This window comes from Comamonas humi, assembly GCF_054782535.1.
This window is the reverse complement of the sequence record NZ_BAAGSH010000018.1, coordinates 337,337-353,310: the sequence shown is the minus strand read 5'-3', so window position 1 is coordinate 353,310 and position 15,974 is coordinate 337,337. Positions and strand designations below refer to the sequence as shown.

The window sequence follows — 15,974 nt, the reverse complement described above, 5'->3', positions numbered from 1 at the left end:
GCTTTCAAGGGAATGCCCAAATTATTCAAGCCGGCTTCTCATGACACAATGGAATTCTTCTAATCCATTGAGTAGTTAAAGGAATGAATATCACCTTCCGCCAGCTGGAGGTCTTCCTCGCAGTGTTCCGCTCGGGCAGCTTCACCGAGGCGGCGAACAAGCTGCATGTCACGCAGTCGGCGGCCAGCAAGATGATTGCCGAACTCGAAAGCCAGCTCGGCCTGCCGCTGTTCGAGCGGACCACGCGGCGGGTCGTGCCCAGCACTGCGGCGACCGAGTTCTACCATTTCGCGCTGGATGTGACCGCGACCATGGAAACCGCCAAGCGCAGCGTGCAGGAGCTGATCACGCTGGAGCGGGGCAAGGTCAGCATCGCGGCTTCGCCGCTGATGCTGTACGGCTTTCTGTCACCGGTCATCGCCGGTTACCGGCGGCGGTATCCCGGCATCGATTTCGAGATATTCGAGTATTCGACCGACGAGACCATCGACAGCGTCATGGCGGGTACCGTGGATTTCGGCTTCTGCGCGGCCGACGCCGGGCTGCCCGACATCCAGCGCTCGGTGATCCTGGAGGACGCCATGCATGCCATCGTCCACCGCGAACACGCGCTGGCTGGGCGCCAGCAGGTGCGGCTTGCGGAACTGGTGCCCTACAACTACATCTCGCTGCGCGGCTCCTACAGCATCCGCCGCAGCCTGGACCAGATCTTCGCCAGCACCGGCATAGCCTACGAGAGCCATCTCGAGGTAGGTACGCTGACCGCGGCCCTGGGGCTGGTGAAGGAGGGGGCGGGTTTCCTGATCGCCCCCGGCTACACGGCGGCGATTGCCGGCCAGTGGGGCATGCAGGCGCTGGATATCGAAGACCTGGCGCCGTTCAGGCACAAGGTATCGCTGATCCGCAGGAATGCGCAGCGCCTGTCGGTGTCGGCCCGCAGCTTTCTGGCCCATCTGCAGCAGAGTTTTTCGCTGCTGGGGCCGGACGCTGCATGAGTCTGGAGGGCTGCCTTACTTGATCTGCGACAGCAGGGTCTTGAACTCCGGGTGCTCGCAGGTGCGCAGCCACTCGAAGGCCACCATCTCGGTGGTGACCAGCTCGGCACCGGCACCGGCCAGGCGGTCGAAGGCCGCATCGCGGTTGCGCTCGGTGCGCGAGCTGCAGGCGTCGGTGACCACCCAGACGTCGAACTCGTCTTCCAGCAGCTCGAGCGCGGTCTGCAGCAGGCAGACATGGGCTTCGCAGCCGGCGATCACGATGCTGTTGCGCTGGGCCTCCGGGGCCGCGGGCTTCTGCAGGTGCCGCGGCAGGCTGCGGGCGTTACCCGAAGGTGCCTTGACAGGCGGGCGCAGCCATTCGTTCAGACCTTCGGGCACGGCGCTGAAATACAGCTTGCGCAGCGTGCGGTCGCACAGTTCCTTGAGCGCGGCATCGTTGGTGCCGAGCCGGTCGGGGTTCTGCTCGGTGCCAAACACGGGCACCTCGACGGCCTTGGCGATGCGGGCGAGGCGCAGCGCGTTCTGCAGCGCCTGCTCGCCTTCAAAAATGGCTGGCATCAGTTTGGCCTGGTAGTCCACCAGCACCAATTGCGAATCTTCAACGTCCAATAGCATTCCGGTACCCAATCTCAAATGGCATCAGGAGCCGGCCGCCGGCGGCAGCGCCAGGCCTGCCGCATGGGCCACCTTGACGCAGTCGCGCAAGTGCTGCTCCCCAAGGTAGCGTAGTGTGGCATAGCCCAGGGCCGCCGAAACGGCTTGCCCTGCAATGGGCACGTATTTGGAGGCCTGCTGCGCCGTCAGGCGCACGCCCAGCTGGCGCGCCGCGCGCAGCACGACGTCCTTGGTGATCAGCTTGCCGATCAACACGCCGCCCAGCATGCTCACGGTGCGCTGCACCTTGTCGCGCCGCTCGGGCGTCAGCTTGGCGATCTGCGCATCGCTCAGCCCGAAATGGGTGTTGATCTGCGGAATCAGCCGCGACAGCAGCGCGGCATCCACGGCCATGTCCAGCCCGGGCAGCGGGGTGGCGCTGGCCACGGCGGCCATCAGGGCCTTGCGGTGCAGCAGCTTGCGCGATGCCTGAACGGCATCGACCAGGGCCGCATTGCCGCTGGCATGGGCCAGCTCCAGTGCATCGGGTTGGCGAGGTCGGTGGCGCAGCTTCATCGGTTACCGCTTTCAGGAAAGGAAAAGAAAAAGCCGCCTGCGCCATGCCATTGTGGCTGGTGCAAGCGGCCGCCGGTCGGAGTGGATCAGCGCTTGCTGCGCACCAGCCCGTAGATGAACAACAGGATGACGGCACCGACGATCGAGGCAATCCAGCCGGCGGATTCGCCTTCGCGGTACCAGCCCATGGCCACGCCGGCATAGGTTGCCAGCAAAGAGCCGGCGATGCCCAGCAGGATGGTCATGATCCAGCCCAGCTTGTCGTCGCCAGGCTTGAGCGCGCGCGCCAGCAGGCCGACAACCAGACCTACAAAAATCGTAACGATGATGGACACTTGGTTTCTCCCAGAGAGTGAAGGACAGGGCTCAGGCTCTGCTGCGAAGCAGCTTAGCCGCCTGATCGCAGCGGGAGTGTAGGACTATTCATCGTCCTGTCCGCACGGGCCCAACAAAATTCACAAACCGGCGGATACGGGGTGGCTGGTGGGCTACGGATCCTGCGGCGGGGAGGGCGGCGCGCTGGCCTGCTGCTCTTCGAGCTGCTTGCGGCGCAGCGCCCGTTTGCGGGCCGGCGTGCCGACCACATACAGCACGATGGACAGTGGCAGCAATCCATAGAGCAGCAGCGTGAAGAACGCGCCCAGCAGGCTGCCCTGCGAACTGGTTGCTTCCACAACGGCCATCATCACCGCGACATAGAGCCATGCTATGGCTATCAGGTACATTTTTTAAACAGGCGTATTGGGGGAAATATGGCGTAAATACGGCTTGAGGCCCCCTTTTTTGCATCTAAGATGGTTCCCGGGAATGTGCAGGGGAGACACATGGACCATGGCCTGCCGTCCTTGCCGTATCGTTTCGGCCATACGGCGATCATTGTCCACCAGATAGAGCAGAGGCTATGAATCAGCAAGCATTTTGGGGCGCCGGAAACGAGCAGATGATGCAGATGTTGAGCAACGGTTGGGCGCAGGCGCTCAAAGCGTTCCAGAATGTGCCAGGCGCCCCCGCAGGCACCGCTGCGGACATCCCGGCGCCGGTTGCCTTCGACCAGGACCGCTTGCGGGAGCTGCAGCAGCAGTATCTGCAGGAAGCCATGGAGTTGTGGAAGCAAAGCTCGCAGGGCGTGGTGGGCGGCATCAAGGACAAGCGCTTTGCCGCCGCCGCCTGGCAGCAGAACCCGCTGGCGGCGTTTTCCGCGGCCAGCTATGTGCTCAACGCCCGGACCATGATGGGGCTGGCCGACGCCGTGGTCGGCGACGAGAAGACGCGGGCGCGCATCCTCTTCGGCGTGGAGCAGTGGATGGCGGCGATGGCGCCGAGCAACTTCCTGGCCTTCAACGCCGAGGCCCAGCAGAAAGCCATCGACACCAAGGGGCAGAGCCTGGCCCAGGGCATGCAGAATTTGCTGAACGACCTGCGCCAGGGCCATGTCTCGATGACCGACGAGTCGAAGTTCGAGGTGGGCAAGAACGTGGCCACCACCGAAGGCGCCGTGGTCTACGAGAACGAGCTGTTCCAGCTGATCGAGTACAAGCCGCTGACGGCGCAGGTCTACGAGCGGCCGCTGCTGTTCGTGCCGCCCTGCATCAACAAGTTCTACATCCTCGACCTGCAGCCTGACAATTCGCTGATCCGCTATGCCGTCAGCGAGGGGCACCGCACCTTCGTGGTGAGCTGGCGCAACCCGGACGAGGGCCTGGGCAACCAGACCTGGGACGACTACATCGAGAACGCTGTCATCCGTGCCATCGAGGTCGCCAAGGAGATCAGCGGCCAGCCGCAGATCAACACCCTGGGCTTCTGCGTAGGCGGCACCATGCTGGTCAATGCGCTGGGCGTGCTGGCCGCGCGCGGCGACGATTCGGTGGCGAGCACCACGCTGCTCACGACCCTGGTCGACTTTTCCGACACCGGCGTGCTCGATGTCTTCATCGACGAGGCTTTCGTGCGCTTCCGCGAGATGTCCATCGGCAAGGGTGGCCTGATGCGCGGCCAGGAGCTGGCATCGACCTTCAGCTTCCTGCGCCCGGTGGACCTGGTGTGGAACTACGTGGTGGGCAACTACCTGAAGGGCGAGACGCCGCCGCCGTTCGACCTGCTGTACTGGAACAGCGATTGCACCAACCTGCCTGGCCCGTACTTCGCCTGGTACATCCGCAACTTCTACCTCGAGAACCGCCTGATCCAGCCGGGCGGCGTGACGGTGTGCGGCGAGCAGATCGACCTGTCCAAGGTCAAGGTGCCCATGTACTTCTACGGCTCGCGCGAGGACCACATCGTGCCCATTGGCGGCGCCTACGCCAGCACGCAGGTCTTCAAGGGCAAGAAGCGCTTCGTGATGGGGGCGTCGGGCCATATCGCCGGCGTGATCAACCCGCCCACGAAGAATAAGCGCAGCCATTGGCTGCGCGAGGACGGCAAGTTCCCGGCCTCGGTCGACGAATGGATTGCTGGTTCCGACGAGTACCCCGGCAGCTGGTGGACCGACTGGGCCGAGTGGCTGCAGAAGTCCGGCGGCAAGAAGGTGGCGGCGCCCAAGAGCTATGGCGGGGCCCGCAAGTACAAGTCCAAGGAGCCGGCGCCGGGCAGCTACGTGCTGCACAAGGCCTGAGCTGCCTGATGGATCGCTGACCGTGCGGCGGCTCCGTCGCCGCCGGTCGATTCCCATCGAAGCAATCACTTGATTTTTCACACAGAAGGAAACACATAATGGAAGACGCAGTCATCATCTCCGCCGTACGCACCGCCGTGGGCAAGTTCGGCGGTACGCTGGCCAAGGTGCCGGCAACCGAGTTGGGCGCCACCGTCATCAAGGAGGCACTGCAGCGCGCCAGGGTGAGCGCGGACCAGGTGGACGAAGTCATCATGGGCCAGGTGCTGGCTGCGGGCGTGGGCCAGAACCCCGCGCGCCAGGCAATGATGAAGGCCGGCGTGGCCAAGAGCACGCCCGCGCTGACCATCAACGCAGTGTGCGGCTCGGGCCTGAAATCCGTCATGCTGGCCGCGCAGGCCATCCGCAACGGTGACGCCGATGTGGTCGTCGCCGGCGGCCAGGAGAACATGAGCCTGTCGCCCCACGTGCTGAACGGCTCGCGCGACGGCCAGCGCATGGGCGACTGGAAGATGACCGACACCATGATCGTCGACGGCCTGTGGGACGTGTACAACCAGTACCACATGGGCATCACTGCCGAGAACGTGGCCAAGGAGTTCGAGATCAGCCGCGAGAAGCAGGATGCCTTCGCGCTGGCCAGCCAGCAGAAGGCAACCGCGGCGCAGGATGCCGGCAAGTTCGCCGACGAGATCGTCACCGTGAATATTCCCCAGCGCAAGGGCGATCCGGTCGAGTTCAAGACCGACGAATTCATCAACCGCAAGACCAATGCCGATGCGCTGGGCGGCCTGAAGCCCGCGTTCGACAAGGCGGGCTCGGTGACGGCAGGCAATGCCTCCGGCCTCAACGACGGCGCCGCCGCCGTGGTGGTGGTCAGCGCCAAGAAGGCCAAGGAACTGGGCGCCACGCCGCTGGCGCGCATCGCCGGCTTTGCCACCGTGGGCCTGGACCCCAAGATCATGGGTATGGGCCCGATGCACGCCGTGCGCAAGGTGCTGGCCAAGACCGGCTGGAAGCAGGAAGAAGTCGACCTGTTCGAGCTGAACGAAGCCTTCGCCGCGCAGGCCTGTGCCGTGAACCAGGAGCTGGGCCTGGACACGTCCAAGGTTAACGTCAATGGCGGCGCCATCGCCATCGGCCACCCCATCGGTGCGTCCGGTTGCCGCATTTTGGTGACTCTGCTGCACGAGATGCAACGCACCGGTGCCAAGCGTGGCGTAGCCGGTTTGTGCATCGGCGGCGGCATGGGCGTGGCACTGGCCGTGGAGCGCGTTTAAAACGCAGGGAAAACGATGGCTTGCTGATGTAAATCCCTGGGTCTTAGTCGAGCATCGTTTTCCCAAAAAAGCGCACTCGCAAGCAGTGCGCTTTTCTTTTTTATGCTGCTGTAGCCCGCATCAGGAATAAGCTTAATGCCATAAATTTAATAGCGTTGAGTATTAACCAGAAGTGCGACCCCTCATTTCTTGGGTACAGTGGTTATCGAGTATTTCGCAAGCACAAAGGAGATATTGCATGACTCAGAAAGTGGCCTATGTAACTGGTGGCATGGGAGGCATCGGAACGGCCATCTGCCAGCGTTTGCACCAAGACGGTTTGAAGGTGATTGCAGGTTGCGGTCCGACTCGCGACTTCCAGAAATGGTTGGACGAGCAGAAGGCGCTGGGCTACACGTTCTACGCATCGGTGGGCAACGTGGGCGATTGGGCTTCCACGGTCGAGGCTTTCGAGAAGGCCAAGGCTGAGCACGGCAAGATCGATGTGCTGGTGAACAACGCCGGCATCACCCGTGACCGCATGTTCGTGAAGATGTCGCCCGAAGACTGGCAGGCGGTGATCGAGACCAACCTGAACTCCATGTTCAACGTGACCAAGCAGGTCGTGGCGGACATGGTCGAAAAGGGCTGGGGTCGCATCGTCAACATCAGCTCGGTGAACGGCGCCAAGGGCCAGGCTGGCCAGACCAACTACTCCGCCGCCAAGGCCGGCATGCACGGCTTCTCGATGGCGCTGGCGCAGGAGCTGGCAGGCAAGGGCGTGACGGTGAACACCGTGAGCCCGGGCTACATCGGCACCGACATGGTCAAGGCCATCCGCCCTGACGTGCTGGAAAAGATCGTGGGCACCATCCCCACCAAGCGCCTGGGCGAGCCCAAGGAGATCGCTTCCATCATCGCCTGGCTGGCCTCGGAAGACGGCGGTTACGCGACGGGTGCCGAGTTCTCCGTCAACGGCGGTCTGCACACGCACTGAGCGCGCAGCTTCCCATGCAAAAAGCGCACCGCAAGGTGCGCTTTTTTATGCCTGCAGCCCAGCCCCGCCGTGCAAGGGCATGGGGCCAAACGGGGCTTGGGCTTATTCGGCGTCTTCGCCTTCGGCCGGGGTTTCGTCCTGAGGCTCAGCGGCTTGCGCCGAGCGCACGGCGGCCTTGTCGCCGGCGCTGGCGAACTTGCTGTACTTGCCCAGGATGCCCACCAGCTGGCCGTAGATGCGCGGGTTGCCGGCCAGGCACTCGCGCTGTTCCAGGAAGTCGGACTCGCCAGTGAAGTTGCCGACCAGGCCGCCGGCCTCGGTCACCAGCAGCGAGCCTGCGGCCACGTCCCAGGGGCTGAGGCCGGTTTCGAAGAAGCCGTCGGCAAAACCTGCGGCCACATAGGCCATGTCCAGCGCGGCGGCGCCGGGGCGGCGCAGGCCGCTGGCGCGCTGCATCACGTCGCCCAGCATGGCCAGGTAGTGCTGCAGGTTGTCGCCCGGGCGGTAGGGGAAGCCGGTGGAGATCAGGCTGTCGCGCAGCATGGTGCGCTTGGAGACGCGGATGCGGCGCTCGTTGAGGAACGCGCCACGGCCGCGCGTGGCGGTGAACAGGTCGTTGCGCGTGGGGTCGTAGACCACGGCCTGCTCGATGCGGCCGCGCACCGACAGCGCGATGCTCACGCAGTAGACGGGAAAGCCGTGGATGAAGTTGGTGGTGCCGTCCAGCGGATCGATGATCCACACGTAGTCGGAATCGCGGTTGCCGTATTCGGTGCCGGTTTCTTCACCCAGGATGCCGTGGTCGGGATAGGCGGTGAGCAGGGTGTCGATGATGGCCTGCTCCGAAGCGCGATCCACCTCGGTCACGAAGTCGTTCACCTGCTTCTGCGACACGCGCACGGCTTCGATGTCGAGCGCGGCGCGGTTGATGATGGCGCCGGCGGCGCGTGCGGCTTTGATGGCCATGTTGAGCATGGGGTGCAGGGAGGAGGACGACATAGGTTGTAAGGCGCGGGCGAGCTGCCGCGCTGGGTGAAGATCGGTTTGGCCGTGCCCGGCGATGCGGGCGGCGACAATAGGGGGGTGATTGTACCTAGCTCGGCATTCTTTTGCTTGCCCTCTGTTTATGAAGACCCGTTTTGTCCTGATCGAAACCAGCCACGCCGGCAATGTGGGGGCGGCCGCCCGCGCCATCAAAACCATGGGGTTCGACGACCTCGTGCTGGTGCGCCCGCGCTGGGCCAACGTGCTGCGCAAGGCCGAGACCATCCAGCGGGCCAGCGGTGCGCTCGACGTGCTGGACAACGCCCGCATCGTGGCCACGGTGGAAGAGGCGCTGGACGGCATGACCCATCTGTGCGCCACCGCGATGACGCCGCGCGACTTCGGCCCGCCGGCCCGTTCGCCGCGCGAGCATTTCGATCTGCTATTGAAAGGTGAGCTGTCAGTGCATGCTGTATCTGCCTTAGACGCCAAAAATGCTCAAAATCCGGCCGACCAGGCCGTGCCGCAGGAATCCGGCATCGCCTTCCTCTTCGGCTGCGAGCGCTACGGCATGGCCAACGAGGACGTCTACCGCTGCGATGTGGCACTGTCGATTCCTACCAATCCGCAGTTCGGCTCGCTGAACCTGGCCTCGGCCGTGCAGGTGGTGGCCTATGACTGGCGCCAGGCGCTGGGCGGCTACGAGGTGGAGGACGCCGTGCGCCAGCGCGAGCGCGCCGATGCGGCCCAGGTGGCCGGCATGCTGGGCCACTGGGAACAGGCGCTGGCGGCGGTGGGCTTCCTCGATCCGGCCGCGCCCAAGAAGCTGATGCCGCGGCTCAACCAGATGTTCAACCGGGCCCAGCTCACGCAGGAGGAAATCCACATACTGCGCGGTGTTGCCAAGGCCATGCTGCAGACGGCAGCGGCGGCAAACCGCTAGACTGTGCGGCCACACAACACAACGATAACGGAAATCCCGCCCCATGCTTGACCGCCTGAACTCGGATATTCAGTGCATCCTGGACCGCGATCCCGCGGCCCGCAGCCGCTGGGAGGTCATCACCTGTTATCCGGGCCTGCACGCCATCTGGCTGCACCGGCCGGCCCATTGGTGCTGGAACCATGGCTTCAAGTGGCTGGGGCGCTTCGTCTCGCACCTGGGGCGCTGGCTCACGGGCATCGAGATCCACCCCGGCGCCAAGATCGGCCGCAACGTCTTCATCGACCACGGCATGGGCGTCGTCATTGGCGAGACCGCCGAGATCGGCGACGGCTGCACCATCTACCACGGCGTGACGCTGGGCGGCACCTCGCTGTACAAGGGCGCCAAGCGCCACCCGACGCTCGGGCGCGACGTGGTCGTGGCGGCCGGCGCCAAGGTGCTGGGCGGCTTCGAGGTGGGCGACGGCGCCAAGATCGGCAGCAATGCCGTGGTCATCAAGCCCGTGCCCGCCGGCGCCACGGCCGTGGGCATTCCGGCGCGCATCATCCCGTCCAAGGACGGGCACAGCGCCGACGTGACCGAAAGCCACGGCGAGAAGAAGTTCACCGCCTACGGCGTCACGCAGGAGGACGATCCGCTGTCCAAGGCCATGCGCGGGCTGATCGACAACGCCGCCGGGCAGGAGCACCAGATCACGCTGCTGTGGCAGGCCATCGAGAAGCTGTCCATGCAGGGCAAGGTGGGCGACTGCGTGCCCTGCGACGCCGCGCGCGAGGAGCAGTTCGAGGCCGCCAAGCTGAACGATTTGGTGGGCAAATAGGCCGCAGGCCCCGGAACTGCCCTATACTTGCCAGCGCTCCGGGGTGTGCATATGCGCTGAGATGTGAGCGGCCCTGCGATGGAAATCGCAGCGGCCCCACGAACCCGACGAACTTGATCCGGATCATACCGGCGGAAGAAGAGCGGAACTTGATGCAGGAAACCCTGCGGTGGTAGATAAGGCCCCAAGCAAGAGGGCAGGCAAGCACCACCGGCCAGCAGTTTCCTGCCACCACGGGCCGGCTCGCGCACCGTGGTGCGCGTACCCAATCGTGATGGCACAGTGGACAGGCCCTGGTCTCCAGGCACCTGACCCGCACCAGGCCCAGCCAGGCTTCTCGGAGCAACCACCTGTTGTGTGTTGACCTTCCAAGGAGCCATTCATGAACGCCCCCGAATCCATCTTTATCCCGGCCGCCGGCAACGCGCCCGACGCTGCACGCTTTGCCGATCTGCTGACCCAGTCGCGCCAGCCTTTCCCGGCATCGCAAAAGAGCTACCTTGCCGGCAGCCTGCACCCCGAGCTGCGCGTGCCCGTGCGCGACATCGCGCTCACCAATGGCGAGCAGGTCAGCGTGTACGACACCTCGGGGCCCTACACCGATCCCTCGGTGGCCATCGACGTGCGCAGTGGCCTGCCCAGCGTGCGCGGCAGCTGGATCGAGGCGCGCGGCGACAGCGAGTATTACTCCGGCCGCCTGCGCGTGGCGCTGGACGACGGCGGCAAGCGCGGCGAGGAAGACACGCGCGTGGCCCAGCTGCGTGCCGAGGCGGCCGCGCTGCAGCGCCAGCCGCGCCGGGCCAAATCCGGCGGCAACGTGACCCAGATGCACTACGCCAAGCGCGGCATCATCACGCCCGAGATGGAGTACGTGGCGCTGCGCGAGAACGGCCGCCGCGAATGGATGGCCGAGTACCAGCAGGACGCCGCCCGCGAAGCCCGCCTGGCCGGCAACAGCCTGGGCGCCGCGATCCCCAAGATCATCACGCCCGAGTTCGTGCGCGACGAAGTGGCGCGGGGCCGCGCCATCATCCCGGCCAACATCAACCACCCCGAGATCGAGCCCATGGCCATCGGGCGCAACTTCAAGGTCAAGATCAACGCCAACATCGGCAACTCGGCCGTCACGTCGAGCATCGAAGAGGAAGTCGAGAAGCTGGTCTGGGCCATCCGCTGGGGCGCCGACAACGTGATGGACCTGTCGACCGGCAAGAACATCCACACCACGCGCGACTGGATCATCCGCAACTCGCCCGTGCCCATCGGCACCGTGCCGATCTACCAGGCGCTGGAGAAGGTCGGCGGCATCGCCGAGGACCTGACCTGGGAGATCTTCCGCGACACGCTGGTCGAGCAGGCCGAGCAGGGCGTGGACTACTTCACCATCCACGCCGGCGTGCGCCTGGCCTACATCCACCTCACGGCGCAGCGCCGCACCGGCATCGTCTCGCGTGGCGGCTCCATCATGGCCAAGTGGTGCATGGCCCACCACCGCGAAAGCTTCCTGTACGAGCACTTCGAGGACATCTGCGACATCATGAAGCAGTACGACGTGAGCTTCTCGCTGGGCGACGGCCTGCGCCCCGGCTGCGCGTCAGACGCCAACGACGAGGCCCAGTTCGCCGAACTGCGCACGCTGGGCGAGCTGACCCAGACCGCGTGGAAGCACGACGTGCAGACCATGATCGAAGGCCCCGGCCACGTGCCCATGCACATGATCCAGGCCAACATGACCGAGCAGCTCAAGCACTGCCACGAGGCGCCGTTCTACACCCTGGGCCCGCTGACCATCGACATCGCCCCGGGCTACGACCACATCGCCAGCGCCATCGGCGCGGCCATGATCGGCTGGTTCGGCACCGCCATGCTGTGCTACGTGACGCCCAAGGAGCACCTGGGCCTGCCCGACCGCGATGACGTGAAGCAGGGCATCATCGCCTACAAGATCGCGGCCCACGCCGCCGACGTGGCCAAGGGCCACCCGGGCGCGCGCTCGCGCGACGATGCGCTGAGCCAGGCGCGCTTCGACTTCCGCTGGGAAGACCAGTTCAACCTGGGCCTGGACCCCGACACGGCGCGCGAGTTCCACGACGAGACCCTGCCCAAGGACAGCGCCAAGGTGGCGCACTTCTGCTCCATGTGCGGGCCCAAGTTCTGCTCGATGAAGATCACGCAGGAGGTGCGCGACTTCGCCAAGTCGCAGGGCGTGGCGGCGGAGCAGGGTATCTCGGTGGGCATGCAGGCCAAGGCCGAGGAGTTCAACCGCGCGGGCGGCGACTTCTATATCCCCATCGCGTCGGATACCACGGCGCGTTGATTTGGTGCCAAATAGGGATCTAGCGCTTGTCCATCAAGCGCAAGCAGCTATCAAATAAGAAGCGCAGGCCTAGCCTGCGCTTTTTTTGTGGGGTGCTGGGAGTGGCGGCTAGCCGCCCAGGTTGGCGGCCCAGCTCCGGACCTGCTTGCGCTCGCGGATCTTCCAGCCGGCGGCGGTGCGCTCCAGCACGTCTTCGTACCAGAGCCCGCTCACGAAGGTGGACTCCCGGCCGTCTGGCGCGGGGGCGGTCATCGGCACCAAGGCGGCCGATCGGGCCAGGGCGCGGTCGCCCGCCAGGTCGATCTTGACCGTGGATACCGTGTGCTGGGACGAGGCCAGGCTCGCCAGGATGGGCGCCAGGAAGGCCTGCAACTCGGACACCGACCCCTTGGGGCCACCGAATGCCGTGAAATCCAGCACCGCATCCGCGGTGAAGACGGCCTGGAAGGCAAGCCAGTCCTTCTGGTCCAGCGCATGGCAGTACCGTGCCAGGAGTTCGTGGATGTCGAGCTTGTCGGAGATTTCCTGCAGGGTCATTCTGGCCTTTCAGTGGGAAGGGTGTGGAGGCCTGCAAGCCTACGTCCGCCCACGGGTTTGCCATCGTCCTGGCAGACGATGCGAGCCTCTGGGCCGGTGTCGCTTGTGGCACCATCGAAGTCCTCGAATGACCCCTGAGGATCTCGATGCTGATCAACTGCGTTGCCTACGAAAACGGATCCAAGCTGGCGGATATTCCGGTGGCCGACATCAGCGAGTACATTGCCCGCCCGGGCTGCTTTGTCTGGGTGGCCATGGCCGATGCGACCCCGGCCGAGCTGGACGAGATGCGCGAGGAGTTCGGCCTGCACGAATTGGCGGTGGAGGATGCGAGCCACGGGCACCAGCGGCCCAAGATCGAGGAATACGGCCAGTTCCTGTTCGCGGTGATGCACTTGCTGGAGCCGGACCCCGGGCAGCCCGGCCAGTTCAACCTGGGCGAGGTGGACGTGTTCGTCGGCCCGAACTACGTGCTGTCGGTGCGCAACCGCAGCAAGCACGGCTTCCTCGGCGTGCGGGACCGCTGCGAGCGCGAGCCTGAGCTGCTCAGGCATGGCTCGGGCTTTGTGCTGTATGCGCTGATGGATGCGGTGGTGGACCGCTATTTCCCCATCATCGAGGCGCTGGAAGCCGAGCTGGAAGAGGTGGAGCTGCAGATCTTCACGCGGCGCGCGGCCCGCGAAAGCATCAAGCAGCTCTACGGGCTGAAGCAGCGGGCCATGGTCCTCAAGCATGCGGTTGCGCCGCTGCTGGAGGCGGTGAGCAAGCTCCACGGCGGGCGCGTGCCGCAGATCTGCGCCGGGTCGCAGGATTACTTCCGCGACGTGGCTGACCACCTGGTGCGGATCAATGGGCTCATCGACGGCATGCGCGACACCATCGCTACGGCGATGCAGGTCAACCTCGCCCTGGTCACCATCGATGAGAACGAAGTCACCAAGCGGCTGGCGGCCTGGGCCAGCATCTTCGCCATCTGCACGGCCTTCGTGGGCGTGTGGGGCATGAACTTCGAGCACATGCCCGAGCTGAAATGGCAGTACGGCTACCCCGCCGCGCTGCTGCTCATGGCCAGCGTCTGCGGCTATGTCTACTACCGCTTCCGCCGGGCGGGCTGGCTGTAGATCTAGAGTGTCTTGCTGAGCGTGACGATCAGGCGCGGCTTGTTGACGTGGCCGAAGAAGGCCTGCCTGCTGGCACCCGCCACGGCAGCGCCGAGCGAGAGGCCGCCGCCGAAGTCATAGGCGCCGCCCAGGCTGTAGTCCAGGTAGTTGGGTACGCCCGTATCCCGGATGCCGCTGGCGAAGCGGGTGAAGCCCACCGCGGCTTTCAGCGTGATGCGGGGCGCTACTTCCTGTGCAAATGCCAGGTTGAGGTAGCCGGTGTTGCGTCCCCTCAGGCCTGAGCCGGTCTTGGCGCCAGCAAAGCCAAAGTAGTCCTTGGAGACGGTGTGCGAGTACTTAGCGGTGAAGGGCCCCAAGGTAGCAGCACCATACAGCTCGGTGGTATTGCCGCTGCGGTTGCCGGGGTAGACATAGGTCAGTGCGCCCACGTCGAAGTCCGCGCCAGCGGCCTTGAACCGGTAGCCGCCGTACAGGTCGGATTCGAGCGAGTTGTTGGCCAGCCAGTCCACGCTGGAGTTCCAGTTGCCCGCGTACCAGCCGGATTCGCCGAAGGCATAGTCGAAGCCGCCTTGCAGCGCGGGCTTGATGGCCCGGGCCCTGGACGCATCCTGGTCCTGGCCGCGGAACTTGTAGTTGCTCGTCAGGCTGACATTGCCGGTGAGCTGCGCGTCAGCCAGCAGCGGAAAGGAGGCGAGGCATGCCGTGGCGAGCACCTTGGAGGCAGAGAAAATCATGGAAGCGATCTTGCGGAAATGAACGAAGCTGCCAGCGTAGAAAAAGGCGCCTATAGATTTCCTCAAGAATGCGGGCGTGGCCGTCAATTTCAGATCAGGAGGCGGCTCCTGCGGCGGGGGCCATGGCTTCGGGCGCGTGTAGGCGAGGTGGTCCCAGCCCCGGTCGCGCCGGATGCCAGGGCACGGGGGTGAAGCCAAAAAGGGCTGTAGCGATTTCCCATCAAGCGCGAGCAGCTATCAAATAAGAAGCGCAGGCCGGGCCTGCGCTTTTGGGCGGGCGCAGCGTTCGCTAGAAGTGCAGGCCAAAAATGCGGGCAAAGGCCTGGTGCCCCTCGGGCGTGACGCTCACCGAGCGGCCGGCCTCGTTGCGCCGTATCCAGTGCTGCGCCAGATAGTGCTGGAACAGGCTCGCGCCCAACGCGCCGGCGATGTGCAGCCGGCGCTCGCTCCAGTCCAGGCAGGGGCGGCAGAAGACACGGCGCGAGCCGCGGCGCGCGGGAGCGCCCGTGTCCACGGCGACGCCCAGGTCCTGCAGGAAACGCGCTCCGGACTGCGTCAGCGCGCCGGCCTCGGAGGTCAGCTCGATATGGCCGGCCTCCAGCATGCGTTCGGTGATGGCCACGCCCACCTCGCCCGCCAGGTGGTCGTAGCAGGTGCGCGCATAGCGCAGCGCCTGGTCGCGGGGACCGGTGACGACCTTCGGGCCGCGAGGCGAAGCGCCGTCGTCGCGTTCGATGGAGACCGACATCAGGTTCTCCAGCAGGCGTGCCACGGCCGGCGAGGCGATGCGGTGGTAGCGGTGGCGCCCCTGCTTCTCCACCGACAGCAAACCCGCCTGCGTGAGCTTGGCGAGGTGCCCGCTGGCGGTCTGCGGGGTGATGCCGGCCCCTTGTGCCAGTTCGGCGGCCGTGAGGGCGCGCCCGTCCATCAGCGCGGCCAGCATGCTGGCGCGCGCCAGGTCTCCGATGAGCGATGCGGTTTCGGCCAATGAGGCGGTGCTAACCATGGCGGGGGCTCCTTTGTTCAGGCCCGGCCAGCTTAGCCATTTTTCGGACGGCGATGCTTCGGCGCGCGCCGAAGCATCGCGGCGGCGGGGGGCGGCAAAGTGGGGCATCCCTTGTTCCATGAGCTATCCACCATGCCTTCTGCAGCCATGCCCTTGCCGGGCCGCCATGCCGTCGTGGCGACGACCGTCGCCGCCAGTTCTGGCGGCGGTGATGCTGGGCCGGACAGCCCGGGCCTGAGTTGGGGGTGCTTTCCTGCAAGAGCCATCGATATAGAAAAGATAGCGTCTAGCGCCTTGTTTTATTCGGGTTGTGATGTATTTGTTTCTGAATCTATTGCTTTTCAAGCGCTGGACGCTTCTTTTTTGAGAGCGAACATGGTGCCTTGCCTGCCCCTGGATGCTGGGATTATCTTGAATCTGCAATGAATGGCAGATATCAGGCCGCGATATAGGCTAATATTTGCACAAATT

General features: G+C 65.0%; 17 protein-coding genes and 1 riboswitch. Of the genes, 9 read left to right on the top strand and 8 right to left on the bottom strand.

Annotated features, from left to right (window positions below; all coding sequences use genetic code 11):
- Positions 1-83: 83 nt before the first annotated feature.
- On the top strand, positions 84-995 hold the full coding sequence (locus ACYVKR_RS19725) for a LysR family transcriptional regulator (protein ID WP_460482660.1): 912 nt from the start codon (positions 84-86) through the stop codon (positions 993-995).
- 15 nt (positions 996-1,010) lie between these two features.
- On the opposite strand, the gene ACYVKR_RS19720 is transcribed toward ACYVKR_RS19725, so the two are convergent.
- The 4 genes from ACYVKR_RS19720 to ACYVKR_RS19705 form a co-directional block, all read right to left on the bottom strand.
- A complete protein-coding gene (locus ACYVKR_RS19720; RefSeq protein ID WP_460482659.1) occupies positions 1,011-1,613 on the bottom strand; it encodes a cysteine hydrolase family protein in 603 nt (200 codons plus the stop codon).
- Positions 1,614-1,637: 24 nt separating this feature from the next.
- Positions 1,638-2,168, bottom strand: coding sequence for a hypothetical protein (locus ACYVKR_RS19715; protein ID WP_460482658.1), 531 nt, complete (start codon positions 2,166-2,168; stop codon positions 1,638-1,640).
- A gap of 86 nt (positions 2,169-2,254) precedes the next feature.
- The gene (locus ACYVKR_RS19710; protein ID WP_460482657.1) at positions 2,255-2,503 is read right to left on the bottom strand and encodes a GlsB/YeaQ/YmgE family stress response membrane protein; all 249 of its coding nucleotides are present in this window, start codon (positions 2,501-2,503) and stop codon (positions 2,255-2,257) included.
- 153 nt (positions 2,504-2,656) lie between these two features.
- On the bottom strand, positions 2,657-2,842 hold the full coding sequence (locus tag ACYVKR_RS19705) for a hypothetical protein (RefSeq protein ID WP_460482656.1): 186 nt from the start codon (positions 2,840-2,842) through the stop codon (positions 2,657-2,659).
- A 227-nt stretch (positions 2,843-3,069) separates the two neighbouring features.
- Here ACYVKR_RS19705 and ACYVKR_RS19700 point away from each other — a divergent pair, with 227 nt between their 5' ends.
- From ACYVKR_RS19700 to phbB, 3 genes are all read left to right on the top strand, one after another.
- A complete protein-coding gene (locus tag ACYVKR_RS19700; RefSeq protein WP_460482655.1) occupies positions 3,070-4,782 on the top strand; it encodes a PHA/PHB synthase family protein in 1,713 nt (570 codons plus the stop codon).
- A 98-nt stretch (positions 4,783-4,880) separates the two neighbouring features.
- The gene (locus ACYVKR_RS19695; protein ID WP_460482654.1) at positions 4,881-6,062 is read left to right on the top strand and encodes an acetyl-CoA C-acetyltransferase; all 1,182 of its coding nucleotides are present in this window, start codon (positions 4,881-4,883) and stop codon (positions 6,060-6,062) included.
- Positions 6,063-6,300: 238 nt separating this feature from the next.
- Positions 6,301-7,038 (top strand): Rossmann-fold NAD(P)-binding domain-containing protein, encoded by a 738-nt coding sequence (phbB, locus tag ACYVKR_RS19690; RefSeq protein WP_460482653.1) that lies wholly within the window; start codon positions 6,301-6,303, stop codon positions 7,036-7,038.
- A gap of 102 nt (positions 7,039-7,140) precedes the next feature.
- On the opposite strand, the gene ACYVKR_RS19685 is transcribed toward phbB, so the two are convergent.
- Positions 7,141-8,037 carry an inositol monophosphatase family protein gene (locus ACYVKR_RS19685; RefSeq protein ID WP_460482652.1) on the bottom strand — a complete coding sequence of 299 codons (897 nt, stop codon included), beginning with the start codon at positions 8,035-8,037 and terminating at the stop codon, positions 7,141-7,143.
- Between the two features lie 127 nt (positions 8,038-8,164).
- Here ACYVKR_RS19685 and ACYVKR_RS19680 point away from each other — a divergent pair, with 127 nt between their 5' ends.
- The 3 genes from ACYVKR_RS19680 to thiC all read left to right on the top strand — a co-directional run bounded on the left by ACYVKR_RS19680 (position 8,165) and on the right by thiC (position 12,105).
- On the top strand, positions 8,165-8,965 hold the full coding sequence (locus ACYVKR_RS19680) for an RNA methyltransferase (RefSeq protein ID WP_460482651.1): 801 nt from the start codon (positions 8,165-8,167) through the stop codon (positions 8,963-8,965).
- 43 nt (positions 8,966-9,008) lie between these two features.
- Complete coding sequence (gene cysE, locus ACYVKR_RS19675; RefSeq protein ID WP_460482650.1) at positions 9,009-9,788, top strand: serine O-acetyltransferase; 780 nt, start codon at positions 9,009-9,011, stop codon at positions 9,786-9,788.
- Between the two features lie 29 nt (positions 9,789-9,817).
- A riboswitch (TPP riboswitch) is annotated at positions 9,818-9,945 on the top strand.
- Between the two features lie 225 nt (positions 9,946-10,170).
- Complete coding sequence (gene thiC / locus ACYVKR_RS19670; protein ID WP_460482649.1) at positions 10,171-12,105, top strand: phosphomethylpyrimidine synthase ThiC; 1,935 nt, start codon at positions 10,171-10,173, stop codon at positions 12,103-12,105.
- Between the two features lie 108 nt (positions 12,106-12,213).
- Here the strand turns inward: thiC and ACYVKR_RS19665 are convergent, their stop codons facing one another.
- The gene (locus tag ACYVKR_RS19665) at positions 12,214-12,642 is read right to left on the bottom strand and encodes a nuclear transport factor 2 family protein (RefSeq protein ID WP_460482648.1); all 429 of its coding nucleotides are present in this window, start codon (positions 12,640-12,642) and stop codon (positions 12,214-12,216) included.
- A gap of 146 nt (positions 12,643-12,788) precedes the next feature.
- Here ACYVKR_RS19665 and corA point away from each other — a divergent pair, with 146 nt between their 5' ends.
- Positions 12,789-13,763 (top strand): magnesium and cobalt transport protein CorA, encoded by a 975-nt coding sequence (gene corA, locus ACYVKR_RS19660; RefSeq protein WP_460482647.1) that lies wholly within the window; start codon positions 12,789-12,791, stop codon positions 13,761-13,763.
- Between the two features lie 2 nt (positions 13,764-13,765).
- Here the strand turns inward: corA and ACYVKR_RS19655 are convergent, their stop codons facing one another.
- Together ACYVKR_RS19655 and ACYVKR_RS19650 are read right to left on the bottom strand one after the other, a co-directional pair.
- Positions 13,766-14,497 carry a TorF family putative porin gene (locus ACYVKR_RS19655; RefSeq protein ID WP_460482646.1) on the bottom strand — a complete coding sequence of 244 codons (732 nt, stop codon included), beginning with the start codon at positions 14,495-14,497 and terminating at the stop codon, positions 13,766-13,768.
- 289 nt (positions 14,498-14,786) lie between these two features.
- Entirely contained in the window at positions 14,787-15,503 is a 717-nt protein-coding gene (locus ACYVKR_RS19650; protein WP_460482645.1) for an ArsR/SmtB family transcription factor, read from the bottom strand.
- A gap of 132 nt (positions 15,504-15,635) precedes the next feature.
- Between ACYVKR_RS19650 and ACYVKR_RS19645 the strand changes: the two genes are divergently transcribed.
- Positions 15,636-15,929, top strand: a complete 294-nt coding sequence (locus ACYVKR_RS19645; protein WP_460482644.1) for a hypothetical protein — start codon at positions 15,636-15,638, stop codon at positions 15,927-15,929.
- The last annotated feature ends 45 nt before the right edge of the window (positions 15,930-15,974 follow it).